This window comes from Deinococcus taeanensis, from assembly GCF_020229735.1.
GTDB classification, from domain to species: domain Bacteria; phylum Deinococcota; class Deinococci; order Deinococcales; family Deinococcaceae; genus Deinococcus; species Deinococcus taeanensis.
The window spans coordinates 271,290-297,831 of sequence record NZ_CP083456.1; the positions used below are offsets into that span (position 1 = coordinate 271,290).

The window sequence follows — 26,542 nt, forward strand, 5'->3', positions numbered from 1 at the left end:
CCCCAGCTGCTCAGGCCGCCGCTGCCATTCCTGACCTGCTATGGGGCCTCGTCTGGCTGGAGAAGGTCCCAGCTCAAAGGAACGACATGGCCGAGCGAGGAGAGCGGCCAGGCGAGCCACGGGGTCCGGGTTGAATTTCCGTCCGGGGCCACCTTGGTGACCTGAAACTCAAGCGTCGGGTGCAGCAGATAGCTGGTCAGCGGCAGCACAAGATTCACGTTGGCGGTGCCGCCTTCAGCAAGCTGTGCGGAGTATTCTTCCGGCAGTCCCTGAATGCGTGCGGTCAGTGTCAGGTGGTCCAGGCCGTGTTGGGCCATATTGGCCAGGTTCAGGAACACCACGTTGGTGTGGATGTCTTCGATGAAGCTCCGAATCTCGGTCAGGTTCGCTGGGCCGTCGTCCAGCGAGTAATCACAGAGCACGTCCGTGGCACCCACGGGGATGTCCAGGCTCACCGACGCCCCACTCGCCAACCGCTGGCCGATGGGAAGCACCGTGCTGGGATCATCCGGCGTTCCATACGAAACCTGCCGAATGTCGGCTGCGCGCTCTGCCCGGTTGGTGAGGTGAAGGCGGCCATCCGTGACGTCCGGTTGAACGGCGCCGCCGGCCGATGGTCCGACCACGCGGCGCAGATCTAAGTGCAGGTCCGTGTTGATCCGGGTGCCGTCCGGCAACGTAAAGCGTGCTGTGCCGACCAGCGCCCCTGTTTCCAACATGGCCCGCAGTGGAGGAACGCCGTCGACGTCGCTCCGGATGGTGACCTGGAAGCCATCCCACAGGCGTACGGCATTCACCTCAAGTGGCGCGCCGGACGTGGCGGGGATCGAGAACGCAATTTCGCAGTCCGCGTTGATCTCATTGAGGTATTCCAGAGTCGGGTCACGGTGCCGGGTGCGCAGAGCGCCGAGGAGCGCCGCACGCTCGAACGGGATCAGGTCGGCCTGAAGCCGGCCCATGACCATGCACCGGCTGTTCGCGGGCTCGTTCGGGTCGATCGAACTGTACAGGTACACCGCAGGACGGTAGGCGCGGTCGCCCTCTTCGGGACCGAAGCGAGTAAAGCTGAACGAGGTCGGCGCCACCAGAAACCGGCCCGGGCGTTGCAGGGACCGCCAGACCGTGTACGTGGGCCGGTTGAGCTCGGGAAGGCGTTCATACTGCCGGAACTCGGTTTGACCCAACCGGAAGCTGTCCTGACACCCGATGGCCCGCGTCTGGCCGTCCTGCTGCTGGCGGTAGAACTCGCCCAGGGTGGCGCAGGGCACCAGAACTTCCCGCGTGATTGTCCGCGCCAGGGTCGTCACCGAGTACTTGCGCGGAAAGCGGTCCAGCACGGCCGGACTCAGCGCGAACTCCGGCCGGATCGGCAGGGCAACGGTGTGAGGTCTCACGCCGACGGTCGCCAGCGCATGACTGGCCTGAACCCCAGCCAGGGGAACCAGCCGGTGAGTCGCGGCCACCGGAGACCCCTTTGCGGACCGCGTTCGGGTGGTGGAGGCAGGCTCCGGCTCGAAGGCCAGAACACCTGATGGCAAGTGCATGGCCCGGTGGCGCAGGTCAAGCACGGGGCCACGCGCCCCCTTGACCTCACGAGCGTTGGTGGCCACGGCGAGGGTGGCCACGTTAAAGCCGAGCCACTCGAGTTTATTGCTGACCGGGGTGTAGGCCTCAAACTGGTAGTTCAGCCGGACGCGCATCGGCTGAGCCTGGAAAGCTGGCGTGGACAGCGCGCCATACGCCAGACGGGCCCAATCATCCATCAGCCGGAACGCAGCGACGAGCCGTGTGCCTTCCCGGACCAGTTCGTCTGCGGCAAACACCTGCGAGCGGGTGTTTCCCTGCCCATCGCGAAAGGGCAGTTCAAGCTGCACGCTCTCGCCGAGCAGAGGCACGGGAGAGGCCTCAGGCCGGCCGGCCGTCTGCCAGGCCTCCCGCGTGGCCTCACCCATCCCCACGTCGAGGGTCAGCCGGATCCGGGCATTCAGCCCTGGCCGACCCATCAGGTCGTGGCCGCTGGTCTCAAATTCAAACAGAAAGGGGCTCGTCTCAGTGGCGTCGGTCGGAGCGGGCGTCACCAGGTGACATTCGGGGGCGTACCAGCGGTTGCCGGCGTTCGTGTGGTCAGCCCAAAGCGGGGCGGCGGCGTCCAGGACGCGCGGGAGAGCGCGTTCCGTCGGTGCCGAATCGCCTCCGGCTTCGAATACGGCGTGGTCGAGCACGGTGTGGTGAACGGCGGGGCTGATCATCAATCCCGGGTGCGCCGCGTTCGCGATGGCCAGATGCGACGCCACCACGCCGGACTGGGGCCGCAGGGCGAGCTGGGGTGACAGGGCAGCCTGGCCCACCCGCAGCATGGTGTCTGGGAGCGCCGCCCGGGTTCTTCCGGACGCGACCGCCCGGGCGGGGACGGGCGTTGAGATGCCGTCCGGCCCTAACGCCACCAGCTGGATGTGGCCTTCACTGGAGACCTGCGCGAAGGCGCCAGCCAGCACTTCACCTAGATCCACGGTGTACTCGAAATGACCTTCGGCCTGATCGGTTACCGTTTGCGCGTAGTGAAGGGGCGTTGGTGAGGGTGCAGTGGGGGAAAGAAGGTGCTCGCCATTCCCGGTGGTCTGCACAAAGGCGAGGGTCCTGAGGAACCCCTTCAGAGCGGACCGGCTGTCTCCGCCCTCCACGTGAAGCGTGCCAGCCTGAGCCAACGTCCGGACCGCCGCCTCAAGAGCCTCCAGGTTGAAGCGGCGTCCGTCCTGCGAGGGGTCAAGCTGCTCTACGAGCGCCCAGTAGATGGATTCGGAAGCGCCCGAAATCGTGACCCGGTGGGGCGCTGACGTCACGGGATAGGTCACTGCAATGTTCAGAGGCAGAGCGGTGACCCTGGGGGCTGCGCCGCGGAGAATGCCCAGCACCTTGAAAGCCTGCGTGGGGTCGAGCGGAACGGACAGGGTGGCGCGGGCGGTGACCCCCGTCCCGGCGGCAGTGACGCCGCCACACTGGAACGTCGCCGACGTGCAGAAGAGCGGATGTCGCTCGAGATCCCCTTCACTCGTGACTGCCCCATCCAGCGAAAGCCCAAGGGTGACCGTCAACTGACCGCCGGTCATTAGTGGCGCGACCGACGCCTCATTCAGCGAAGGCAGGCGGCTCAAGCGCAGTTGCAGCAGCGCTGCGGGTCGTCCGGCCGAGTCCGGCATCACTGGAGGCACCGCCGGCAACACCTGGACGACGTTCCGTCCACTGGCGCGCACGCCGGGCACCACTGAACCGTCAAGCACCCACCAGTCCTGATCACGGCGCCAGGCAGCTGGACCCCTCAACCCAGGAGGGGGGCCGGCAGCGTGAACGCCTGACTGCTTTGCCGCATGCTGGACGGATTTCATTCTGCCTCCGAATTCATTCCTGCTTTGGGAGCGCCCGTCTGCCAAAGCGCCGAGGTAACCGCCGGCCGAGGCTCAATGCCACCCGGAGAACGGGGTGTCAGCGTCGTCTGTGGCATGGCCATTGCCCCGTGCTTTGAGCGGTTTCGTTCCGGCCTGGGTGCGGGAGACGTCATCCCGCCTCCTGCCGGAGGGTGGAGGGGCGTCCAGGTTCATTTCAGGGGTGTCACGCTGCTCACCCTGAGGACCCAGGGCCCATCCACCCACGTCCAGGGCGCCGGCAGCCGGGAGGTCGCGCGAGGAGGGTGGAACCATTGAACCAGGGGGCGGGGAGGACACAGTGCTGCCCGTGCCAGCCGACACCTGGGGCGCCGCGCCCGAGGTGAGGAAAGAGGGCAGCTCACGTTTCACGGCCACGTCAGGGTCATCTGGAAGCGGCACGCGAACCGTGAAGTCCCCGTTGCCAGAGGTGTTCTGCCAAACGCTTTCCCACTCCATGCCGCGGCTGGTGAGGCTGCCCTTGACGATGACCCGCACGCGGTAACGGAAGAAGGGCCGCACGTTCTTGTCGCCCGTGAACACCTGCCAGTACCGCGGGGTGTCCTGGTCTGCGAAATGCCAGGCGAATTTTACGGGCTCCTTGTTCAGCGGTTGACCGCGCGCGTCCGTGGGCTCCAACGTGACCTCCACGACCTGCTTGGTGTCTTCGAGCTGCACACCCAAGGTGATGGGGCCAACGTTAATCGTGCCGGCAGAGTCGGCGCGAACCTCAATCGTCACGTCATTCATCGGCGTGCCGTTGGGTTCCGGATCGAGCTCGATGGTATTGACTTCCACCTGGGTGCGCGTGAACGGGGACTCCTGTGGCGTAGGGGGCTCGGTCAGGTGAATGCGGCGTCTGATGAACGTCTTGTCCGGCGCCCAGTCCTGTGGGGGGCGAGTCACGTCGGTCAGTTCCTTCATCGAGAACCCGACAGACCAGCTCGCGTCGGCAGAATCGCTTTTCTGGAAGGCGTGGCCACTCCACATGATCTCGCCCTGCTGGTTCGGGTAGCCGACCTGGCACGAGACAAACGCCACGGGTTGCGAGGTCCAGTTGACCACGGCTTTAAACACCCGGCCCAGCTTGCGGGGCCAGCCGTCGAGGTCAGCCGTCAGGAAATACTTCTTTTCCGCGTTCGGATCACGCTTGATCTCGTCCGCCATGCCTTCGAGGGAACTTGAGATGGTGGTTTCCTGCAGGAACGCCATCTCCCGGCGCTCGTGATAGTTCAGCTCCAGTTCGGTGTTGTCGTGACGGTATTTGAGTGCCACCCCGACCCCCCAGGGGCCCCCGCCCGAGGAGGCTTCGGCCGGGGGGACCTGCGGTTGTGGGGGCTCAAAGATGACTTTCTGGGCTTCCGCCATGAACTTCTCGAACACCAGGTCGGTTCGTTTGTCGATCATGGCCTGAATGTCACCCGCCCCAGGAATGGTGGGGTCGACAGCAATCTCCACTTCAATATCGCCATTGGTGCGCATGTTGTTGAACTCGGCCTTGATGTCGGCCGAGGCCCACAGGTAGTGGGCGTGAACCGCGGCCGAGAAGTGGTCGAAGACTTTCTTCCACCTGCCCCGGATGCGGATCTCAACCATGGGCGCCCACATCTTGATCTTGAGGTTCTGCATGACGACGATAGGGCTGGACGTGCCGTGAAAAGCCTGCCAGAGAATGGCGGTCGGATACGCGCCCAGAAGGGCGGAGTATGCGTTCTGACCCATGGGGTCGATGGAGCCGCTGCCTTGGCCTTGTAATCGCCAGAACCAGGGGCCGAGCTCGCCGCCTGACGCATCTTTCGTCGCGGGCCAGGTGCGCGGCAGGGTTTGTTGGGTGGGCATCGTTCCGCGCGTGATGCCTCCGCTCAGGCCATGTCCACGGGTTGGGGCTGCTGGCGCAGGCACAGGGACGGTGCCGTCCGCGAGGGGGGAGACGTTGGAGACCGCCGTAATATTCGAGACGATCGGGACGGGGCGGAAGACGGGAGGCACATTGGTCCGGATGCCCCAGAAGAAGTCCTGAGACGCCCTGAACTGAGCAGTGATCTGTTCCTGCGATTCGCGGAGGACGTGATCGGGCGGCGCGGAGTTGACCGTGAACGTCACGACTCCACCGGCAACCTCACGGTGCTCTTCCGCGCCCACGGTGGTTTCCTGGTCCTGCACCCCGGAGAAACGGATCAGGTTGAACATGAAGTCGCCGTCCTCGCGACCGTTCTTGCGGGCAATGTGCACGAAATTGGGCATGTAATAGAAGACAGGTGCCTTCCCCTCACGCTGCAGGGCATCGTTGTGAACGTCAGGGTAGTAAATCAGTTCATAGCCATCTTTGACGATGGGTTGGGTTCCTCCGGCCATGGTGGGACCTGCTGCGATGGCTGCCATAAGGACCTCCAGAAAGCGGTCATGACCGCATGAACGGGTGTCGTCGCTGACCGACGGCAGTGCGGACGGGCGAAAGTACTCGACGCCGGGGCTTCAGGACGCAGGGGCAGTTGGGGACGCACGCTTCATGAGGGGTCCTGAGGTCTTGGCCTGGCTCGACCTGGGGCGAGCTGGAGTTGCCTTGCTTACCACCCGCTTGTGGCTGGGGCTGACGGAGGAATGGTGATCTTGAGGCCCCCACCCCCGACGGTGCCTGGATCAGCCAGCGCACTGCCCAGAAGGAAAAGGCTGAACAAAGCTGCCATCAATCGATTGCGGGGTGCTTTCATGACGTATTTCCTCCTCTTTGAATAAGAGGACAGTAAAGATCGCCCGCTTAGCAAACGCATTGCAACTTGGACTACAGGTGTCGTAGGCGTTTCCACCATCGTTCCCGAGAGTGGAAAAATGTACAGTAATGGAACGGGGGCAGTATGGGTCACCCAATCCTGCAGGCGATCCTCGAAGGCCAGTACAAACGTGGGCTGCAGCTGTACGCTGATTTTCAGACCCCAACACCGTCAGATGACCGCTGGGCGGGGTATTGCCTCTTTGCGCAAGGCGATCTGCTGAGCGCCAAGGATCTCCTGGCGCGTGCCTGGGCCCGGGGCTGCCTGAGTGCGGCCATTGAGCTTGCCACGACGTATCGGCACCTGGGTGAGTTCGAGGCGGCGCGTGCCCATCTGCAGGACCTTCCGTGGAAGGACCTCAGCGCGTTTGACGGCGCTCTTGCCGAGCGGGAGTCGGGGATGCTGTATGCCGCGTGTGGTCAACTTGAGAAGGCCAGGCACGCGCTGGAGCGCGCCTGGGCCCTGGCGCAAGGCCAGCCGGAAGTTCTTCGCGCTGCCGTAGCGCTGGCCATAGGGTGGGCGGAAGCCCTCGCTGGCTTCGATGTGCGCGCCACCCACTACTTTGATGTCGCGGTAGACAGCAGCCACAGCATCAAGCGTGCTCAGGCGTTGGTCACCCGAGGCTTGTCGCTGGTGTATGCCGGACGGTACGAACAGGCTGAAGGGGACCTGCAGGAAGCACAGCGGTGGCGACAGGACCTGCCCGTCATGGCACCGATCCTGGCCTACACCTATGGCGTGCTTCGCCGTGCGCAGGGGCAGTGGCATGAAGCGCTTGAGCACTATCAGGAAGCGGCGCGCCTCGCGAATGAACGTGCTGAGGTCGATAGCGCATTCTTCAGCGAACTGGGCGCCTGCGCAGTGTTGGCCTCGCTCGGCGAACTGGATGAAGCGACGGCGGCGCTTCACCGGGCCGCCAAGCACACTGGGGAGCCCCGCAAGGCCGTGTTCTGGAGATGGCGCGCCGCCGTGCTCCACGGACTTTCAGGAGATGAGGCTGCGGCCTCGGAGCTTCGGGGCATCGCTGATGAGTTCGTGGAGATGGGCCTACACCGGGAAGCCGCCTGGGTCACGCTGCATGAAGCGGAGGCGTACGCCCGGGTAGGAGAAACGGAGGCGGTACAAGTGGCCCTTCGTGTCGCCATTGATGGACGACATCTGCTGGGCAGTGGCGCTCCACTTGTCGTGGAACTCCGTGATCTTCCGCATGTCCAGCGGTTGCTCATGGATCAGCCGGACGCCTACTCCAGGGTGCTGCGTGACGATTGGCGTTCCCTGGGTGGGTGTGCGCCTTTGGGAGTTCAGCTGATCACCTTGGGCCAGGGCACCATCTGCCTGGAGGGTCAGCCAGTGCGTCTCAGGCTGCGCCGAGGCATCGAGGTTCTGGCTTACCTGATGCAACATCGCTCAGTTGCTCGGGAACAATTGCTGAATGACCTCTGGCCCGAGGTCCGACCAAGAGACGCGGCCAACAACTTCCACCAGATCAAACGTGCACTGGAAAAGAGCCTGCCGGGGTTGGCTCTGCCTTACGATCCGGTCACCCAAACGTATTCCCTCGAGAGCGATGGCCTCCGCGTGCACTGGGACGTTCAGGCCATCAAGGATGAGCTGGAGGGGACCGTGACGGCGGTCGAGCACGCGCTTCAGACGTATGGTGGACCTTTTCTTCCGATGGCCAGTACTTCATGGGCTCAGCAAGTCCGGCGTGAAGTCGAGTCCTGCATTGTGAATGCAGGAATGGCTCTGTTGGACCGCTGGATCATTCTCGGGGAGCATGCCAAGTGCCTGGCACTCGCCCAGCGCCTGCGGGAGGTAGACCCGTACAACGACACCCTGGTGGAAGTCGTCGTTGATGCGAGCTTTCACCTGGAGGGACTGGCAGCTGCTCAGCATCTGCTTAAAGAGATTCAGGAGCAGTTTGTGCTTGAGGTGGGGGAATTTCCTCCGCGGTTGGAGGCGCTCTATACCCACCTGCGTTAACGGTGCAAAGAGAATCTTTCAGCGGACTGGAGGCTGCCCCGAACAGAATTGAAGTGTGAGGCAGAAACGTTGAACAGAGCAGAAGGAGTCGGTGAAGCGCCGAGGCTGCCCCAGTGCCGTGGATGACCACACGTCCTTGTTTCGACTCCCGTGTCTGCGGCTGGGTCCCGAGGACGCGAGGCAACGGAATTCTTCCATCCGGAGACGTCCTGAACGCCTGGCTGGAGGTCGCGCGCACTGGCGCGCAGAGGGCGTACCTGCCCCATAACTGCCCACCGCCTGAGACGAAGCGCCAACGGGCGCACCGCTGGTTTGTCACGGCGTGCGTTCAGAGTGCGGCGCAGTGATCTGCGAATCCTGTTCCGCATGGAGAAGGGCCGGCGCGGGCGGCCAAGCGCGATCATCATCGACAGTCGCGCCGTGCACAGCACACCAGAGAGCAGACACCGTGCCGGTTTCGATGGTGCCAAGAAGCGCAAGGGCAGCACAGTGCCTCTGGCCGTGGACACGCTGGGCCGTGTCCTCGCGGAACTCACCACGCCCGCCCATGAGCAAGACCGTGCGCAGATCAAAGACCTGTGCACGGCGGTCCAAGAAACCACTGGTGTAACGGTTCAGGTTGCCTCCGCCGTTCAGGGATAGACCGGGACGGGGCCTGCCCTGGACGCCACGCGAGCAGGGACCGAATTGAGTGTGGTTCAGCGGCCTGAAGCGACCAAAGGATTCATTGTGGTCCCCAAGCGCCCGGTCGTGGAGCGCTCACCGGCGTGGTTGTCGCGCGTCAGACGCGTGGAACGTGACCTGGAACGCTTGCCCTCAACCCGGGTGGGCTTCCACGTCCCCGCGGCCTGGGTTCTGCTTTGCAACAACGCGAAGCCCCTGTTTGCATAGGGGTCTTGGGCCCCTCTACGGCGTACCGGCAAAGGTCATGGACTTGTTAGGGCCTGGGGTCTTCCAAGTCTCGTTCATAGTCCTGGTGGCTGCCAAACCCAAGGGCCTCGGCTTGAGCAAAGTAGGGCGTCCGATCCAACAGCCCATCGTCCTCCTCGCCATCGGGGAAAGGAAGATCCCAGATCGCCTCCACCATCCAATCAAGCCACCTCGGTTGTGGAGGGAACTGCCGAAAGTAGGTGATCCGAGCAGCCTCATCCAATGCCTGCGTATCCCACCAGGCACCCCACACCATGATGTGACTCTCTCCACCACCCATACGCCAGTACGCACTGTAGGGGTGTTCGTCTGGAGCAACGATCCAGGGTGGTGGCACCGTGCCAAATCTGGCTGTCAGGCGCTCAATCTCCATGACCATCCAAGGCTCCATAGGGCATGTTCTCACGGCACCTCATAGGCTGGTCACCCTTGGCCGACACCCCCTGGGAAATCGGAAGGCCAGGGGTTCGAGTCCCTGTGCGAACACCAAAGAAAACTCCCTCTGTGAGGGAGTTTTCTTTCTTGCTTCTGGTGAAGGTAGAGCCGCGTGCCTTCTTCGGGCCTTACGAAGAAAATGCCTGGAGAGATCCGCCTATTCTGAAGCAGCTGACCTCAACCTTTCATTTGTTGCGCGGGGTTGACCTCTGCCTCCTCCGCATCGCTGGACATCCCACTCTACGGAACCAGCGAACCCCTGCTCTGGCACGCTTGTGTGACGCACTTTAAGTGTCCATGAGCTGCAGATAAGCCCGCGCAATTGGCGCGAATTTCCTGACATGATCTTCAGGCAGATGCGCAGGCTTGAGTTTTTCTACCCGCTTTTGCGCTTCCAGCACCATAAGGTAATCCAGCCGATCCTTCGTCAGTGGACAGGCTCTGTCGGAAGTCGCTTCGGCCGGGATGAGTCTCCGGCCTGATGAACGGTCGTAGACGTACCCGTTGACGGTTGTCACCGTCGTTGAATCCGCGCTGTGTATCCAGGCGAGGCGCCACGGTCGGCCCCGACGTTCAATGCACACCAGACCGCCAGGCTCGTAGCGTGAACGCTCTGACAGGTGCCGGGCAACTTCCGGCAGTTGAATGGAGGCTTCACCGGGTGGGACTGGTAATGCTCCAGGTTTGACTTCAAGCGGCGTTGCGAGCATTCGCCGATAAGGTGAGTGTAGACCAAGGCGTGGCGTAGCCGAGCGCCGAATGACGGCGCTCGTGGTTGTACCAGCGGTGAAAGTCCGGCATGGCGGCCCGGACATCGGCCATGGACTGCCAGTCCTGGCGGAAGGCGAACTGGTATTTGTAGGTCCGGTTGAGGCGTTCGAGGATACCGGTTCCTCCCGGCTGAGACACTTTGCAGCGCACCCAGTTGCCGTACATCAAACAGCCCTGTTGAAAGAGGTCACTGGTGAAATCACTGCCTCCATCACTCTGGACCAGGATGCGCTTGTGGTGGCCCTGAGCACGCAGCACGGCGACCGCCTCGTCGAGCGTCAGTTTGGCGAGGTGCATCGACAGGCTCCGTACCACCCGGCTGGCCAGCACCACCCGCGAGGTAACGTCCAGCACGAAGTAAATCCAACAGACCCCGTCGGGCAGCGACAGCCGTGTCGCGTCAATCTGCACCCGTCGACCTTCCGGCCAGTCTTGTGGTGCGGAAACCTTCGGGGAAGGTTTCCGGGTCTTTCGAGGCAGCGGTGGGTGAAGGTGCAATTCGCCGAGTGCGACACGGATCTTGTGCAGGCCAATCTCTTCGCCCTGAGCTTTGAGTTCCTGATACAGCAGCCGGTATCCAGACGTTGGATGCTGCAACGCCGCCTGGCGTACCTTCTCGTACAGTGCGTCACGGTGCTGCTGCTTGGCACAGCGCGCGGGCGCGCTGTGCTGATGGTCCCGCATCCGCCAGTACGGCACGCTGGCGTACTGGGCAAAACGCCGCAGGCTGAGGTGCGGCCGGCTCTGCCAGAGAACGATCAGCTCGTCCAGCGTCAGAGCCGTCGCACTTTTCGCGCAATATCGAGCTCCAGTTCCTTTTCGGCCACGATGCGTTTGAGACGGTCATTCTCCCGTTCCAGGATGGTCACGCCCTGGTCTGGTCGGTCACCAGAGAGGCGGGCACGGCCCGCCTCCAGAAACTGTGTTTTCCAGGTGTGGATCAGGCTCTCGTTGGCTCCATGCTGACGGGCTGCCTCCGCGACTCCGAGTTCGCCCCGCAGCACGCTGAGGACGATGGCTTCTTTGACGTCGGTGCTCCAGGTTTTTCGCTGTTTCCCCATGATGATCTCCAGTGTGCTCGTCCCTCGCATCGAGAGGGTCAGGTGCTGAAAGTCATCCTTGGAGCACTACCGGGCACATGGATGATGCCCGTCTGTGGGAAGGAATCCGAGGTCAGGGAATACACCAGGGGCGTCATGCGCCTGAGGGTACGCCGGCCGCGCTTCGGATGTGGACTTGGGAGAAGGGTGAACCGGTTCCCGACCCCGCAGGCCGCTCAGGCCTCCTTGGCCAGGACCGGAGGCCCCGGTCTCCGCGCCGGCAGGCCCGCCCGGCTGGGCCGGGGCGAGGAAGCCACCTCAGGGCCACACATCGACTTGCAGAGCCGCGCCAGTACGATGTTCCTGCCCTACCATGGCGTCGCCCTGGTGACGCCCTCCACCCCCGGCCCCCTGAGGGTCAACTGGCCGTTCGCACCCAGCTGAACAGCGTCTGGCGGGCCATGGTCATCTCCAGGGGCGGCAAGCCGCAGGCCCCTGTGCTGCTCAGCGAGCGGCCGCGTCAGAAGGGCGGCTCAATACGGGCCTGGCGCTGACAGCAAGAACGGACGGCGCTCTGTCCTGACGGCTCTGCCCCGCTGCCAGCGGAGGAGCCCTCGTCCCGTTTCGCGGCCTCATGGATGAGTCCAGGAACCTCCCGGGGCGTTCGGTCTTCGGCCGTGCACTCAGTCGCCAGCCATGGTTCAACGCCAGCCGCCGTCGACCACGCCCGCCACGCCTCCCAACCGGACCGACTCAGGTGACGTGTTGCATGTATGACGCGCACCGGCTTTCCTGTGTGAATCTGAACTTGGCCAGAAGGACCAGCTTGAACAGCAGGCGCTCAGGAACCTCTTATAGTACTTTTGAAATAACCATCAGCCGCTGAATACGAACCTGGGAGGCTTTGTCACGCATGGACCAGATACCCCCCCACCGCACCTGTCCGCTCCCTTCACGTTCAAGCCGCCGCCACCTGGGGGGACGGTGGTGACTTCCCACTCGAGGAGCGCCCACCTGCGGGCCGCGGTTTACTCTGTCTGGGTGCAGTTGCTTGGGGTTCCTCTGTTCGTGGGTGCCGCCACCGTCGCCGACCACCTGTTCGGGAACCGCCTCAGCGGCGGCGCGCTGATTGCCGCGGGCGTGATCATGGCGCTGATCCCGGCCGCCCTGTGGCTGCTGGCCTTCTCCCGCGAAGACCGTCTGGAGCCCGAGCCCAAGACGCTGCTGCTCGGCGTCTTCGTACTCGCCGCGCTACTTGCACAGGCGGTCGGAGAGCCGCTGGTGCGGCTCCTGACCGGAGGGGCGCACACCCTGCTGGTGGGCCTGGTGGTCTCTGTGCTGGTGGTCGGGATGGTGCAGGAGTTCCTGAAATACGCCGCCGTACGGTACACGGTGTTCACCACCGCTCACTTCGATCACCGCGTCGACGGCGTGCTGTACGGAGCGTCAGCGGGCTTGGGCTACGCCACAGTGCTGAACATGCAGTACCTCTTGCAGCACAGCGGTGTGGACCTGGGGGTCGGGGCCATTCGCATGGCCGTCACGGCCCTGGGGCAGGCGAGTTTCGCCGGCCTGACCGGCTACGCTCTGGGCAGCGCCAAGTTCGACCGCCGGGGCCCCCTGTGGCTTCCTGCCGCCGTCGGCGGCGCCGCGCTTCTGAACGGCGCGGTCAGTCTGCTGCTGCGGGAGCTTCCCTGGGTCGGCGGGTTGTCCTTCCGGCCTGAGTATGGTCTGGTGCTGGCCGTGATGGTGGCCGGCGCGACCTTCGCGTTCCTGTCCGCCCGCATGCGGCGCCTGATCGCCGCGGATCAGCGCTCGACCGCCGAGCGTCCGGTGGCCGGAGGGACCCCGTGAACGGTGCGCTGCGTCCTGTGCTCGACTGGCCCGTCTGGCTGCTTGTCGCCGCGTCGCTGCTGACCGGTTCTTTCATCCGGCAGGCCGAGGCTGGCCGCCTGTCCACCGCGCGCGTGGGCGCCACGCGCCTCGCCTATCCGGCCGCCTGGGCCCCTCAGGCCGGCGCCGATCCGAACACCTTCGTCGCCGCGGACCTGACCGCCGGCGCGTTCGGCGACCGCGTCGAGCTGCGCCGCCTGAAGCCCACGGAACTGATGTCCGTGAACCAGGCGGACCAGGCAGACGTGATGTCGGCCCTGTCCGCCTGGTCGCTGACCCGCGGTCAGCGCATGACCGGCTTTCGCATCCTGGGCCAGACCCCCACCACCGCCCTGGGGCGGCCGGCCGCCCGCCTCGACTACGCCTACCTCGCGGATCCGCCTGGCGGACTGCTGACCGGCGCCCTGCCGGTCGTGCTCCGCGCCTCGGACACCCTGGTGCGCGCCAGGGATGGCAGTTACGTCATGACCGTCGCCGGGCGGGCGGAGGAGAACGCCACCCGCCTGGACGACCAGCGCTCACGACTCCTGGCCGCCTGGGAGCAGCCATGAGCAGAGGCGCGCGCCTGACCGGCCGGGCGGCCGCCTGGCTGGGGCTGCTGGCCCTGGGGCTGAGCGGCCCGTCTGTGCCTGCCCAGGGGGCCAGCACGGAGGACGACGGCAGTCTCGAACGGGCACTCCTGTCGACCGCTCACCTGCTCACGGTTGAGCAAGGCACCGACCAGGGCCCCAGCTGCACGGGCGTGGTGGTGGGGGACGACCGCACGCTCCTCACCAACTGGCACTGTGTCGGCAAGGACGCAGGGGTACAGTCCAGAACGCGGGAGCTGTTGAACACGCGGGGCTGGGTGTTCGTGGCGCCCACCCGCGATCCGCGGCAGGCGCCCGCCTTCGCCTACGTCGCCCGGGTGGTGGTGGGGGAGCCCACGCTGGACGTGGCCGTGATCCGCATTTTCGGGACCTTCACTGGTGATCCCGAGCGGCCCGGCCCGCTGCCTGACGGGCCGCTTCCTTTGATGCCGCTGCCACTGGCGAACTCCGACAGCGTCCGGCTCGGGCAGGGCGTGCGTGTCCTGGGGTACCCCTCGCTGGGCGGCGACACCATCACCCTGACGGAGGGCCGCATCTCCGGCTTTGACGACGAGAACCAGGACGGAACCCCTGATGCGTTCAAGACCGATGCAGAGGTGAACCACGGCAACTCAGGCGGTCTGGCCATCAACGACCAGGGCCACCACATCGGAATTCCAACCTGGGCCCTCACCGAAAAGGAAGGTTCAGGCAAAATCAGCCGCATCCGTATGATCAACGCGGCGGTGCCTTACATCCAGCAGGCGCTCGCCCTGCCGGCCCCCTCTCTGGCCGACGCCCAGACACCGGCCCAGCCGCTGGGCGTCGGGACGTCCGCCGTTCCGGCGCCCCCGCCGGCGGCGCCCCAGGCCGGGGCGGCCCGGGTGGGGCCCGTCACCTTCCTGCCGGAGCCCAACAGTCCGGCCCCCACAGCTGGGGCGCCGCTGCCTTCAGGCCTGCGGCGCGTGGTGGCGCAGGCGGCATTCCGGGACATGGTGCCTGGCGCGGACTGGGGCAGTGTCTGGACGTACGACGGTCAGGCGGCCGCTGGCGCGGTCAGCGGCTCGGCCTGGACACTCGGGCCGAGCGGCACCCTGCAGGACACCCTCAGTGCGCCTGAGGGCCGGACCCTGCCGGACGGCCGCTACGGCTGGTCGATGTACCTGAGCGGGCAGCTGGCGTCGCAGGGAACCTTTGAGATCGGCGCCGCGGCGCCCGCCGTGGCGCCGCCGGCGCCGCCCCCAGCGCCCGCCGTTCAGGACGTCGTGGTCCGCGGCACCGTACAGGATGCGGACACCGGCCGGCCCCTGCCGGAGGCGCTGGTCGTCTTCCTGAAGCCGGGCACCCGACTCCAGGACTGGACTGCGGCGGGCTACCCCCCGGCCCAGGTCGCGGCGCGGGCCACCACCGACGCCACCGGCGCGTACCAGACGGTTCCCCCGCTGCCCCGTGGCTACACCTACCACGCGGCGTTCGCCGCCAGGGATTACCGCATCACGGACGGACCGGTGGAGATCACGGCGGAGGATCCCACGCCGCTGGACCTCAAACCGGTGGTCCTGCAGCGCCTGCAGTAACACGTTCTGCCGGCCTGGAAAGCGGTGAGGCTGCGGCCGGTCAGCCCTTCGTGCCGGAAGGGCCGGCCCACACCGCGGGGTGCCCTTTGATCAGGAGGGCGTACCGGTACGCCCGGCGCTCAATCCGGTCGAGGTGCCGGGCATAGGTCTCACCTTCGGCGCCGGCCAGATGGACAGCATGCGCCCACGCGGTTTCGCGTGCCCACGCCACCACTGTGCAGGCCACGTGTTCATCCCAGGGTCCACACAGGGTGTCCAGCCGCGCGAGCACCGGTGCGTCCGCGGTCACGCTGGCCTGAAGGTCATTCACTGCGCCGCGCAGCACGTCGTTGACCCGCTTGTGGTCCTCGTAGCGCCGGTCGGTGTGGTCACGGACGCCCGCCCGGACCAGCGCCACAGCCAGGTCGCGGTTCACGTGCGCGTTGACGCCCAGAAGCAGGTGGGTCAACGGGGAGACTGTCTCCTCCCGGCAGGTGGCGAAAGTCAGCCTCCAGACGGGCGGCACCAGGTCATCGTCCGCCTGAGGACCGGCGTCATACTGCTGTGCCGCGTCCAGGTACAGCCCGGCGAACGCCGCGAGGTAGCGTTCCACCCACGGTGGGTCCAGAAACAGCTGTGCGCCCAGGGCCTGGTGCATGGCGGACGTGATGACGACGTAAGCGCCTGCAAAAACAGCGCGGGGGTCTCGTTGTGACCGGTACTGGCGTTCAAGGTCGCCCAGACGGGCGAGGGCGCCGGTGACCCCTTCCTCGGTCAGGGTCGGCCTGGATTCCGGATTAAAGGCAGACGGTGGTTTCATCGGTCCCCATGCAGGTCGAGGGTGGCGGCGCGGTCACACAGGGGCGTCGGCGACGGTGCAGAGCGCCAGGAGACACCTCCTGAAGCGGCCCCTGATGGCCGCGCCGGCCGGTCATGGCCTCACGTCGGGGTCGGGCTGACGAAGCACACCCGAATTGCTTTGTCGAGCAGGGCCCCGGCCGCCTGCGATTCTCCAGTGTGCGAGAGCAGGCTGTACGCCGGGACCAGGTACTCAGGCAGTCCGGTGTCGAGCAGTTGCCGCGCACGGTCATTGAGTACCGTTGGTGTCGTTCCACGAGCGGACGAAGGAAAATCCACGACAGAGACACTGCCGCTGTAGATCAGGTCTCCAAAGGCGTCCCGGATGACCACGCGGCTCGAGCGCCGCAGGTGGGCAACGGGGACTTCAAATCCCATCCCGGGCCGGTTCTCCTGCTGGCTGTACAGGGGCTGGTTCTGGCGGCCGTACAGCACCAGCGTCGGTTCGGGCGGCAGGGAAACCGGGATCAAGAGGGTCGGCAACGGGTAATCCCGTGGGAGCGCGATCCCGGGTGTGCTCTCACCGCAGGTGACGCCCGCGCGTGATTCGGCGTTGACGGTGCTGGCCTGGCGGCTCTTGGGCAGCCAGGACTGCGCGACCGACAGCAGGCTGCCCAGTACCGATTGGGGCGCCGGCAGCTGATAACAGCGTCCCGGCGCCACGGACCGCCGGACACCGCCGTCAGACACGCTGGCTGACCCGGCCGAGACGCAGACCTGAGAGCCGGGAGCGAGGGGCACCTGTTGGGGGCCTTTCACCTGCACGCCCGCAGGACGAATGGTGGCCACCGCGCCCGCGGCCAGGGTCAGGGTGGAGGACGCGCTCTGCATGACAGCGGGCGTCAACGTCAGCACGCAGGTGGCCAGAATCAGCGAGGCGCGGCGGCGAGCGGAACGGTCAGGCTGGAACATAGCAGGGGCTCCTTGGGCGGTCATGAATCAGTTGAGAATTTTCGCCATTTTCAAGGTTCTGGTCACGAGTTTGCTGGTCTGACGGCTGAGGGCCAGCCGGGCGAGTTCCAGACTGACGATGGGCAGGGCGAAATCAAGGAAGCGGCCACCGTAACGGTAGAAGACAAAGGCGCACCCGAAGAGGAGGCCCCACATGATGGGGTGCTCAAAAACGTCTCCGAACTCCCGTTTCACGCCCAGCCGGCCCAGCAGCTGCGTGAGCACGGTACTCAGGATGGGGGCGACCACAATCGCCAGCAGCATGCCCGCGAAGGCCAGGAGTGCGGAAACCACAGGATCCAGCGGAATGACCGGATGGCGGTAGGTCAACAGGGTCATCAGCGCATTGAGATGCAGTTTGACGCCGGCCATGTCGCCCACGGCGGTGTCATGCATATCCTGACTGTTGCGGTCGGTGCGGCCGACCACCACCAGGGCGCCGGGTTCAAGCTGGGTTCCGTCCTGCGTCAGAAGGCTCTGGGCATTGATGACACTAAGGCCCGGCCAGGTGGACGTTCCGGCGTCCATGGCCGGAATGTCGTGGAAGATGATGGGCTCCCCGTACAGGGCGGTGCGGTAGATGTCCTTCGGAGGCGCCTGCGCGCGCTTCGCCTCAGGGCACTGGAACCCCTGCGGCTGGGCCGCCAGCAGGAGCGCTTCGGAGGCAGGATACGGGCCGTCCTGCCAGCGGCGTGGAATGCGGCGTACGGTGTCCCCGCTGTCGGTAATGACCGCCGGAGTGACCCAGCAGGTGGACCCACCGAGCTGCATCACGTTCTCTCCCAGGACGGCGGGTTGCGACAGCAGCACCGGGAAGGCACGCGGCGCCGTCAGGACCTTGAGGAGAGCCTCATCCCCAGGCGAACGTGGAAAGCGGGCCAGTCCCTGCCGGGTCAGGTTGGGTTCCTGGCTGGAGGCACTCAGGTTCAGATCCACGTAGATGGCTTTGGGTTGCGCGGCACTGAGTTTTTGCAGCAGTTCGGCCAGCAGCCCCCGGTGAAACAGGTAGGGGCTGATGTTGGCTGCCTGGATGGTGGCGTCGTCAATGTCGACAAAGACCACCCTGGGTGTCCCTGGAGGTGGAGCCAGCGGACTGGGAAAGTGGTGCTCCAGGGCCGCCAGTGTGTCGTAGGCTTTGTCCTGCGCATCGGCGAGGCTGTCTGACAGCCAGCCCAGGTGATGGCTGTGGACCGCCCAGGACAAAAAGCAGAAGATGATGACCGCCAGCGCACTTTCCTGGAGGGCGCGGCGCCAGGTCCGCGGCTGACCTGCAGCGTCAGCCTGGCCCGGAGCTTGAGAGGGCACCTGGGCCGGTGAACCGGGCGTGGCGGGCGGATCAGACATGAAGTGGTCCATCGCCCAGGCGGGCTCATGAGATGAGGACAGCGGGAGTCCGGACGCCCAGACCGTGGCAGCGGGCTGAAATTATCTTAAAATACTCAACGAATACTTCTGCAACAAGACACCTGCCGGACGGAAGAACCGATCACGTGATCCGGCGGACCTGTTTCTGGACCTCGGGGCACGTTTCACAGGCAGAGATTCGCTGGCATGAGGTGCAGGTGACGGACACGCAGCAAGCAAGGAAATTCAGGGCCGCCCGCTCCTGCGGGGGCTTCCTGGTCGCCGTGCTGCTGGGGGCTTCAGCCATAACGCCTGCGCAGGCTGCCGCGGGGCCGGGCTCCGCGCCGCCTGACTCAGGACAGGCGGCGCCAGACCAGCGCCTTCCAGGCGTGCCCCAGCTTCCCGACGTGACCCTGGAAGCCCAGGGACAGCTGCATGACGATCAGGGCCGCCTCCAGGACGCCTTGGCAGCGTATCAGGCCGCGCTTGCCCTGCGGATCACCAGGCTGGGCCCGGACGCCAGTGAGTCTGTGCGCCTCCTCGAGAAGATCGGAAGTGCCTGGTACCGCCTGGGGCGCCCCGCCGAGGCGCTCGATGCGTTTGAGCAGGCCCTGGCGGGAACCCAGCGGCAGGGTGACGCCGCGCCGCTGCAGGTCGCTGAACTGGGCGCGGTGGTGGGGACGCTGCACCTGGAACTGGGTCAGCTGGAGCAGGCGCGTGACCGCCTGACCGGTGCACTCGCCCAACTTGAGGCGCTTGTCCCCGCCGGTAACCTCACGACCGGCTGGGTGCTGTTCACGCTGGGCCGCCTGGAGGTTCGCAGTGCACGCGACCCACAGGCGCGCGACGCCCTGCAGCGTGCCCTCGACCTGTACCAGAGGGAACTGGGACCGGTTGATCCTGAGACGGCCGGGGTGGCTGAAGCGCTCGGGCTGACCGAACTGCGGCTGCGGCTCACGTCTCAGGCGCTGCAGCACCTGACGGGCGCCCTCGAGGTGTACCGGAAAACGTACGGACCGGAGCATCCCGCCACGGCGCGGCAGTACGCGGCGCTCGCTCAACTGTACAGCTCCGCTCCTCCCGGCATCTTCGACAACCTCAAGGCGCTTGAGTTCAGCCGCCTGTATGTTCAGGCGTTCCTGACCCATCAACAGGCTGCCTTTCAGACGCTGGATAACGAAGGCAAAGTCCGCTACAACGCCCTCGCCCACCGCCACTTCGAACAGTACTTCGAAGCGGTGTTCATTGAGCGGATGGTCAACGAAACAGAGAGCCAGCCTCACGCTCAGGCGGCCTTTGACCACTGGCTGACCTTCAAAGGGTCAGCGTACGCCCTGGAAAATGGCCTGGCCTCGCTGATGTCGCACGCTGACGCCGGAGTCCGGACCCAGATAGAAAGTTACCTGACGCTGCGCCGTGAATTCGCGGCGCTCTCGACGGCGCAGCCGTTGACGGTGGCCGATGGCGCACGCACGGCCGCGCGACTGGCCGAACTGAGGGCGGCGATGTCCCGCCTTGAAGTGCAGCTGTCCGGTGGGCTGGGCCGGTATCAGGACACCGTGCTGCCCGGCCGGATCACGGCAGGCGACCTCAGGGACGTCCTGCAGCCCGGAGAGGTCTACCTCGACTACGTATGGACGGACACCAACGTGTTCGTCTTTGCCTACAGCAGGGAGGGCCGATTCGATGTGCAGTGGCTCCCGGTGGCGGGACGACTGGCCGAGCAGTACGAGACCCTGCGGAAAGGGGCTGAGGCCGGCTTGAGCCTCGACGCGCTGCGCCCCCAGGCAACGTGGCTCTACGACCTGCTGATCCGCCCTGTCCTTCCAGGCCTCACGGGCGCCCGCTCACTGGTCATCTCCCCGGACGGGCCACTCAATTTTCTTCCGTTTGAACTGCTCTCGGACGGACAGCAGACCGTGATGGAACGCTTCGTGGTGAGGTATATCCCGAGCGGCCGCGAGCTCCTGCGCCAGCGGCGCCGGGTCCGTACCTCCGCCCCTGAACCGGCCGCGGTGTTCGGAAATCCTACGTTCAGTGCGGGCGTGGCCTCGGGACCGCCCGCCTCCGCTGCAAGCCGGGCCCTTGCCCTCCCGTCTGCTGCTGGCGTCCAGAGCAGTTCGGCCGCCGTGGCCACCCTCGCCAGACTCCTGCGCGGGACGGTGTTTTCGGCGTTGCCAGGCACGGAAGCCGAAGCCCGACTCGTGTCGGGGTTGCTGGGAACGTCCACGCGGGTCTTTCTCGGTGCCGACGCCACAGACACCAACCTGTTTTCCCTTCGTTCGCCGCGGGTGCTGCACGTGGGGACCCACGGCTTTTTCCTGGGCACCTCCCGGGAGAGCGGTCTGCTGCCCAATCCGATGCTGCGCAGCGGCCTGGCCTTTTCTGGCGCCCAGAACGCCGTGAACGGTGGCGCGGGGGGCGGCCTTCTCTCCGGCCTGCAACTCGCCGGACTCTCCCTGGAGAGCACTGATCTGGTGGTGCTTTCCGCCTGCGAGACCGGTCTGGGCGACGCGGTGGCGGGGGAGGGCGTCGCCGGGCTGAATCAGGCGTTTCTCACCGCCGGAGCGCGCCAGGTCATGCTGAGCCAATGGAAGGTGCCGGACCGCGAGACGGCGGCGCTCATGGCGGATTTCTATGCCCGGTATAGCGGCGGGTTGGAAGCCGCCGAAGCGCTGCGCCTGGCCAAGCTCAACCTGATGCGCGGGGGGCATCCCCCCGGGACTGGGCGGCGTTCTTCCTCTCTGGCGCGTGACCCAACGGGTGAGCTTTCGTTCCTTCGGTCCCAGGACCCGCCGTGAGAACGGCCGGGAGCAGCGGCTGAAGAGGGCCACGAGCGGCACGGCCCGTTCAGAGCCGGCGCCGCCGCTCTGGCCGCTTCCGGCGCCCCTGCTGAGCGCGGAACACGCGAGCCACAAGCGGGGGTGCACGCTGATGCTGAACCGCTCAAGTGCCAGCCAGACCCGCCTTGCCGGTGCCGAGCGACCATGACCGCCCCTCCACTGCTGCTCTCGTGATACGTTCCGCGGTGAATGAGAATCGCAGCGAGCTCGTCTGCCACCGCTGACCGGTCACTGGAAAACGGACGTCGGCCGCCCTGTTGTGTAGAAACACCGGCAGCTCCGGAGGCGCTGTGATGGCTGCGGTGTCCCAGACCACCGTGGGCACGAGGTCCTGAATGTGGGGCGAACTGCTCCGGTGCGGTGTTCTGGTGGTGATGGTGGCAGCTGCTCTGGCCGGCGGTTATGGCCTGATCCGGCTGGTTCTTGCCCTGCTGACCTGAGCAGGACGTGTGGGTCACGCGGAGGACTGTGCCAGCCGGATCAGGTGGTGCCACTCTCAACGCTGGCGGCGTGACCAACCTGGAATGGCACGCAGGACAACGGACGCAGACCGTGGAAGCGGCGGCTGAGACAGGACGGGCTGTGCCGCGTGGTGAGGTGTGGGGCTGGAGGCTCGGAACGCGGCCACGCCTCCCGGCCCGGCCATCTGCAGAACGCGGCCGAGGGTCTGCTGGTCCAGGAGCGGGACGTCCTGGGCGGCCTTCCGGCTGTTCGGGAACAGGTCCAGAACGCTCAGGCGCCAGGCGGCTGCTTTGGCCCACGCCCTGTCGTTTCCCAGCGGCGCGTCGAGGCAGGACAGGGCGTGCGTGTCCTTCAGTGCCTTCCTCGCGTCGTCGTTCTCCCGGCCGCGCGGGTCAGCCCGGTTCAGACAGCCGGGCGCCTTCACATTCGCGGTGAACGTCATCAACGGCCAGGCCATTGACGTCCACGCCGGAGCCCACCTTCGCCGGCAGAGACAAGGCGCGCCTCCCATGTCCCAGCTGCTCAGTGGCGTCGCTCCGGTCCATCCGGACACGCCCTTTGAATTCGTCCCCTGTTCAGGCGTAGGCGACCATCAGGAGCACCTGCTGAAGAGGAGCGAGTTCGCTGGGCGGTTGCCCTGACGGGTTGTACAGGCGTGGCCGCACCTCAGCGGCAGAGGAACTGTCGCCAGAACTCATCCGGCTGAGCTCCGTAGGCGCCCACTGCCCGGGGGCATGGCACGACGACTGGCTTCAGTGACTGTCTTTCTCTGCCCAGGTGGCGTGCTCGGCCGGGCGCCGCTTGGGCAGCGTGAAGCCGAAGGTGGCCCCCTCGCCCAGTTGCCCCTGGGCGAACACCTGGCCGCCGTGTTTCAGGATCAGGCGGCGGACACTGGCCAGCCCCACGCCTGTCCCGCTGACCTCGTCGGCCCGGTGCAGCCGCTGGAACAGATTGAACAGCCGGTCCTGATAGCGCGGATCGAAGCCCAGCCCGTTGTCTTTCACGCACACCCGCCAGACCCCGCCCTGGTCGTCGGCCCAGACCTGGATGCGGGCCGGATCGCGGGTCCGGGTGAACTTCAGCGCATTCTCCGTCAGCTGGGTCAGCACCTGGGCCAGCGCACCGCGGTCTCCCCACACCTGGGGCAGGTCGGCCACCTCCCACGTGACGTTCCGGGTCAGCAGATCGGGAAGCAGGGTCGTCTGGATCTGCGCCATGACCTCGTTCAGGTCCACCACACCCGGCTCCAGGGTCCGCTGCGCCGCGTGTGACAGGTCAAGCAGCCCGTCGATCAGGGTGTTCATCTGCCGCCCTGACTGCTCGACGATATCGAGGTAGCGTGCGCTGCGTTCGTCAAGCCGCCCATCCAGCGCCTTGCGCGCCAGTTCCAGGAAGCCGGTCATGTGCCGGACCGGGGTCCGCAGGTCGTGCGACACCGAGTACGAGAACGCCTGCAACTCCGCCGTCGAGTCCGCGAGCTCCTGCGTGCGGGCGTTCAGCGCGTCCCGCTGGGCAGTCACGATCCGGGTCTGCCGCGCCCGGTCAAGGGCCAGGTCCAGACTGCGGCCCACCGCGCGGAAGATCCCTTTGCGCCGTTCATCCCAGGTCGCCGAGGTCCGTGACCCGATCAGCAGGACGCTCTGCAGCGTGTCCTCCATGAAGTAGGGGTAGCCGGCGACCGCCTGGTAGATGGCGGACTCCTGAATCAGCAGGCCGGTGTCGCGCCAGTGGTCGATGTAGGTGGCGGTGTTCCCCTGCAGCCCCCGGGCGATGCTGGAGTGCTGCAGGGGAAACCCCTGCTGGAGGAGAGGCAGCAGGGTGGGGTCGGCCGATGGGCTCCAGCCGGCGGCGGTAAACAGCTCGCCGTTACGCTCGAAGTAAACGGCCTCCACATCACAGGTCTCGTGCAGCAGGGTGATGGCCCGCTCGACCAGCGTGGAGAGGTCCGTCTCGCTGCCCACCGCTTCGGTGAATGCCACGAAGGCGGCGTGGGCGGCCCGTTCCTCCTCGAGCTGCCGGGTCTGTTCCTCCCATTGCCGGGTGCGGTCCTGAACTCGGGCCTCCAGCATTCTGGTGGCTTCCGCGCGGCCCAGCGCGATGGCGCACTGGGCTGCGAGGATCCTGAGGAAGCGCCGCTCCTCCGGGGGAAAGTGGTGTGGTTCTGTGAAGTCGAGCACGATAACCCCGAGCGGCCGGTGGTCCAGGAACATCGGAAGCGCCGCGTTGGCGACCAGGGCGCGTCCCCCGGTGCGGCGCTCGAGGTCGGGGTAGCTTGCCTTCAGGGCGCCTGCGTCCTCGAAGTACAGCGCCTCACGCATGCGCAGAAGGTCGGCCAGCAGGACGTGGTTCTCGATGGATCCTTCCTGCCAGATGGTCGGGTGTCCGTCTTCGTAGCCCTGGCTGCCCGCGATCTTCAGCTGCTGATCGGTCCGGTCAACGAGCAGCACAATCCCGGCCACGGCGCCGAGGGCCTGCACCGCTGGGGTCAGCACGACGTCGATGACCTCCCGGTCCGTGCTCGTGGCGGCCAGGGCTTCGGTGATCTGCTGCAGGTGCTCTGCCAGTGAAGCGAAGGGCTCCAGCGGGGAGCCGGGCAGGGAAGTCATGCTTCACCATAACGCCTGTGTCCTCTGGGGGCCGCCGCCGCGGGTTCACTTCAACACGGCCATCCTGGGCCGGGCTCAGCCCACAGCGCCGGGTCCAATCAGGCCCCCCGGCCCGCAGGACCCGGAAGTGGCGCCGCGGGACGACAGCACCGACAGGGCAGTCATCGCTGGGCTCGACCGCCGCCCTGATGACGGGCGGCGCAGCCGCGTCAAACATGAGGGTCCGCCGCCCGGAGCTGTGGCCCTGTGCCGGTCCGGCAGTGTGCCGCACGCGGGCTCCGGCAGGGGCGCCCGGGCACGTCACCAGCTGGAGCACCGGCACAGTCGCGGGACCATCCCGTTCTCCCGGAGGCGGACCCGCCTGCGGCTCTGAAACGCTGCGCGGGGGTTACCCGCACCTCGAATAGCCCCTTCAGCTTGAAATAAATCTGAAAGTTTTTGACCCATACGATGAGAACGTGAACCATCACACCAGACTCCTCGGTGGCGTGCTGACGACCCTGACCCTCGCGGTCCTGTCGACCGCCGGCGCGCAGGGCCGCAGCGGCCCGTGCAGCGACGCCTGGATCAATGGGGCGTTCGTGGACGTCTTCGGCCGTCTGCCGGGCAGCGCCGAATGCAGCGTCAACCGTTACGGCGGCGGCAGCTGGTCCTCCTACGAGGACCTCAAGGCGAAAGTCATGCACGCCGCCGTCTGCCCGGACCCCTGGGTGGGGCAGGCCGTGTTCGAAGTCACGCGCCGCCGCGCGCAGGGCAACGAATGCAACATCAACCTCTACGGCGCCTGGTCCTCCTACCCGGACCTCAAAAGCAAAGTCCAGCGTGCCCTCAGTACTCCCCAGGGCCTGAGCACCAGTGAGGCGCGCAGCCGCGTCCAGCAGTCCTACCAGACCGCGCTGCAGCGCCCGCCGACCGACAGCGAGTACGGGTACTGGGTGCCGCAGACGATCTCGCAGAACCTCAGTGTCGACGCGCTCGCCCGCGCCCACGCCGAGTGGGGCGCGCAGCAGACGTACGGGCAGGTGCTCGGACGCGGCGCGAGTGGCGGCGAAGCGCGCGCCTACGCGGACGCGGCCCTGCGCGGCGCCAGCAGCATCGACCGCCTGTGGAGCGAACTCATGACCAGCGAGGAGTACCGCCGCCGCAACGGGGGACGCAACGGCCCGGCCAACAGCGCCTACGTGCAGTACGCCAAAGACGCCCGGTTCAACACCAGCGGGCAGACCATCGCCGTGCCCGAGCAGTGCTACGGCGCCATCGGCGTGAAATGCGCCGGCGTCAGCTGGATGCTCGGCAGCGAAGCGAAATGGTCCCGTGGGCCCACCCGCGCGGACGGCGTCGAGATGGGCTACGTGACCATCGGCGTGAGCGTCGGGTCGATCGTGCACGACAACGCCTGCCGCAACATCGGCGTCAGCGGCGTGTGGTGCAACGGTCAGACCCTCTGGGACGAAACGCTCGGCCGTCTCGGCGCCGCCACGAGCGAATGGAAGAAGGCCGTGTTCGCCAGCATGCCCACCAACCGCCGCTACTGGGACGAGAAATTCGGCCCGTACCCCATGAACAACGCCGCCCTGATGGCCCGCTACACCGACGACCTCACGCCCGTCGCGCGCCGCGACACCCTCCTGCCGGTTCCCGGCACGGAACTCATCCTGCTCGCCACGGGCGTGCCCGCCCTCGCGACCATGCCCGTGATGCTCAACCCCTACGCGTTCGACGAGACGCGCGAAACCCGCCGGCTCGCCGCCCCGAGCGGCCAGGCGCTCGACACGACCGACGTGCAGTTCTGCGCGTCCGGGCAGTTCCAGGGCCTCGTGCAGGTCGCCGGCACCTGGGGCACCTGTAAATAACCCCCAGGACGTGCGGCGGGCGTACGCCGCGTAGGGTGCGCTCGCGCCTCAGGCCCTGGGCTCAGCTGCTGCTCGGGCGGCGCGTCCCGGTGAGCTGCGCGCCCGCGCCGGACTGGTCCGTGCATTCCCCCGCCCGGACGCCGCTGTCGTGACGCCCGGCGCCTTTCCCTGTGCCTTGAGCTCGTTCGCAGAGGACTCGGCGTTCTCCCGCAGGGCCAGCGCCCACTGGAACGCCGGTGTTCAGGGCGCCGTGGTGAT

General features: G+C 66.3%; 17 protein-coding genes and 1 pseudogene. 7 read left to right on the plus strand and 11 right to left on the minus strand.

Translation table 11 applies throughout. The features are described 5' to 3' along the window. Positions 1-38: 38 nt before the first annotated feature. Together LAJ19_RS14980 and LAJ19_RS14985 are read right to left on the minus strand one after the other, a co-directional pair. On the minus strand, positions 39-3,278 hold the full coding sequence (locus LAJ19_RS14980; protein WP_225523317.1) for a hypothetical protein: 3,240 nt from the start codon (positions 3,276-3,278) through the stop codon (positions 39-41). A 177-nt stretch (positions 3,279-3,455) separates the two neighbouring features. Then, a complete protein-coding gene (locus tag LAJ19_RS14985) occupies positions 3,456-5,801 on the minus strand; it encodes a hypothetical protein (RefSeq protein WP_225523318.1) in 2,346 nt (781 codons plus the stop codon). A 473-nt stretch (positions 5,802-6,274) separates the two neighbouring features. Here LAJ19_RS14985 and LAJ19_RS14990 point away from each other — a divergent pair, with 473 nt between their 5' ends. Both LAJ19_RS14990 and LAJ19_RS14995 read left to right on the plus strand, forming a co-directional pair. After that, complete coding sequence (locus LAJ19_RS14990) at positions 6,275-8,173, plus strand: AfsR/SARP family transcriptional regulator (protein ID WP_225523319.1); 1,899 nt, start codon at positions 6,275-6,277, stop codon at positions 8,171-8,173. Positions 8,174-8,264: 91 nt separating this feature from the next. Next, positions 8,265-9,064, plus strand: a pseudogene (locus LAJ19_RS14995) (transposase). A 46-nt stretch (positions 9,065-9,110) separates the two neighbouring features. Here LAJ19_RS14995 and LAJ19_RS15000 read toward each other — a convergent pair. From LAJ19_RS15000 to LAJ19_RS15015, 4 genes are all read right to left on the minus strand, one after another. Then, entirely contained in the window at positions 9,111-9,482 is a 372-nt protein-coding gene (locus tag LAJ19_RS15000; RefSeq protein WP_225523320.1) for a hypothetical protein, read from the minus strand. A gap of 343 nt (positions 9,483-9,825) precedes the next feature. Next, positions 9,826-10,248: a hypothetical protein gene (locus LAJ19_RS15005; protein WP_225523321.1), complete on the minus strand. Its 423-nt coding sequence runs from the start codon at positions 10,246-10,248 to the stop codon at positions 9,826-9,828. Then, on the minus strand, positions 10,229-10,993 hold the full coding sequence (locus LAJ19_RS15010; protein WP_225475746.1) for an integrase core domain-containing protein: 765 nt from the start codon (positions 10,991-10,993) through the stop codon (positions 10,229-10,231). Before LAJ19_RS15010 ends, LAJ19_RS15005 begins: the two co-directional genes overlap by 20 nt. An 89-nt stretch (positions 10,994-11,082) precedes the next feature. Beyond that, positions 11,083-11,370, minus strand: a complete 288-nt coding sequence (locus LAJ19_RS15015) for a transposase (RefSeq protein ID WP_225475745.1) — start codon at positions 11,368-11,370, stop codon at positions 11,083-11,085. Between the two features lie 1,020 nt (positions 11,371-12,390). Between LAJ19_RS15015 and LAJ19_RS15020 the strand changes: the two genes are divergently transcribed. Genes LAJ19_RS15020 through LAJ19_RS15030 form a run of 3 tightly spaced genes read left to right on the plus strand, consistent with a single transcriptional unit; the run spans position 12,391 to position 15,388 of the window. After that, on the plus strand, positions 12,391-13,203 hold the full coding sequence (locus LAJ19_RS15020) for a PrsW family intramembrane metalloprotease (RefSeq protein ID WP_225523322.1): 813 nt from the start codon (positions 12,391-12,393) through the stop codon (positions 13,201-13,203). Continuing rightward, complete coding sequence (locus LAJ19_RS15025) at positions 13,200-13,793, plus strand: hypothetical protein (protein ID WP_225523323.1); 594 nt, start codon at positions 13,200-13,202, stop codon at positions 13,791-13,793. The genes LAJ19_RS15020 and LAJ19_RS15025 overlap by 4 nt, the downstream gene beginning before the upstream one ends. Further along, positions 13,790-15,388, plus strand: a complete 1,599-nt coding sequence (locus tag LAJ19_RS15030; RefSeq protein ID WP_225523324.1) for a trypsin-like peptidase domain-containing protein — start codon at positions 13,790-13,792, stop codon at positions 15,386-15,388. The genes LAJ19_RS15025 and LAJ19_RS15030 overlap by 4 nt, the downstream gene beginning before the upstream one ends. Positions 15,389-15,428: 40 nt before the next feature. Here LAJ19_RS15030 and LAJ19_RS15035 read toward each other — a convergent pair whose 3' ends face one another. The 3 genes from LAJ19_RS15035 to LAJ19_RS15045 all read right to left on the minus strand — a co-directional run bounded on the left by LAJ19_RS15035 (position 15,429) and on the right by LAJ19_RS15045 (position 18,520). Then, positions 15,429-16,187, minus strand: a complete 759-nt coding sequence (locus tag LAJ19_RS15035) for a DUF5995 family protein (protein ID WP_225523325.1) — start codon at positions 16,185-16,187, stop codon at positions 15,429-15,431. 119 nt (positions 16,188-16,306) lie between these two features. Beyond that, positions 16,307-17,137 (minus strand): hypothetical protein, encoded by an 831-nt coding sequence (locus tag LAJ19_RS15040; protein ID WP_225523326.1) that lies wholly within the window; start codon positions 17,135-17,137, stop codon positions 16,307-16,309. A 27-nt stretch (positions 17,138-17,164) separates the two neighbouring features. Continuing rightward, positions 17,165-18,520, minus strand: coding sequence for a CHASE2 domain-containing protein (locus tag LAJ19_RS15045; RefSeq protein ID WP_225523327.1), 1,356 nt, complete (start codon positions 18,518-18,520; stop codon positions 17,165-17,167). A 389-nt stretch (positions 18,521-18,909) separates the two neighbouring features. Here LAJ19_RS15045 and LAJ19_RS15050 point away from each other — a divergent pair, with 389 nt between their 5' ends. Next, entirely contained in the window at positions 18,910-21,321 is a 2,412-nt protein-coding gene (locus LAJ19_RS15050) for a CHAT domain-containing protein (protein WP_225523328.1), read from the plus strand. A gap of 1,079 nt (positions 21,322-22,400) precedes the next feature. On the opposite strand, the gene LAJ19_RS21720 is transcribed toward LAJ19_RS15050, so the two are convergent. Both LAJ19_RS21720 and LAJ19_RS15055 read right to left on the minus strand, forming a co-directional pair. Continuing rightward, positions 22,401-22,523: a hypothetical protein gene (locus tag LAJ19_RS21720; protein ID WP_255639855.1), complete on the minus strand. Its 123-nt coding sequence runs from the start codon at positions 22,521-22,523 to the stop codon at positions 22,401-22,403. Between the two features lie 54 nt (positions 22,524-22,577). Next, positions 22,578-24,431: an ATP-binding protein gene (locus tag LAJ19_RS15055; protein WP_225523329.1), complete on the minus strand. Its 1,854-nt coding sequence runs from the start codon at positions 24,429-24,431 to the stop codon at positions 22,578-22,580. 458 nt (positions 24,432-24,889) lie between these two features. On the opposite strand from LAJ19_RS15055, the gene LAJ19_RS15060 reads away from it, so the two are divergent. Further along, the gene (locus LAJ19_RS15060) at positions 24,890-26,284 is read left to right on the plus strand and encodes a hypothetical protein (RefSeq protein WP_225523330.1); all 1,395 of its coding nucleotides are present in this window, start codon (positions 24,890-24,892) and stop codon (positions 26,282-26,284) included. Positions 26,285-26,542: the final 258 nt, after the last annotated feature.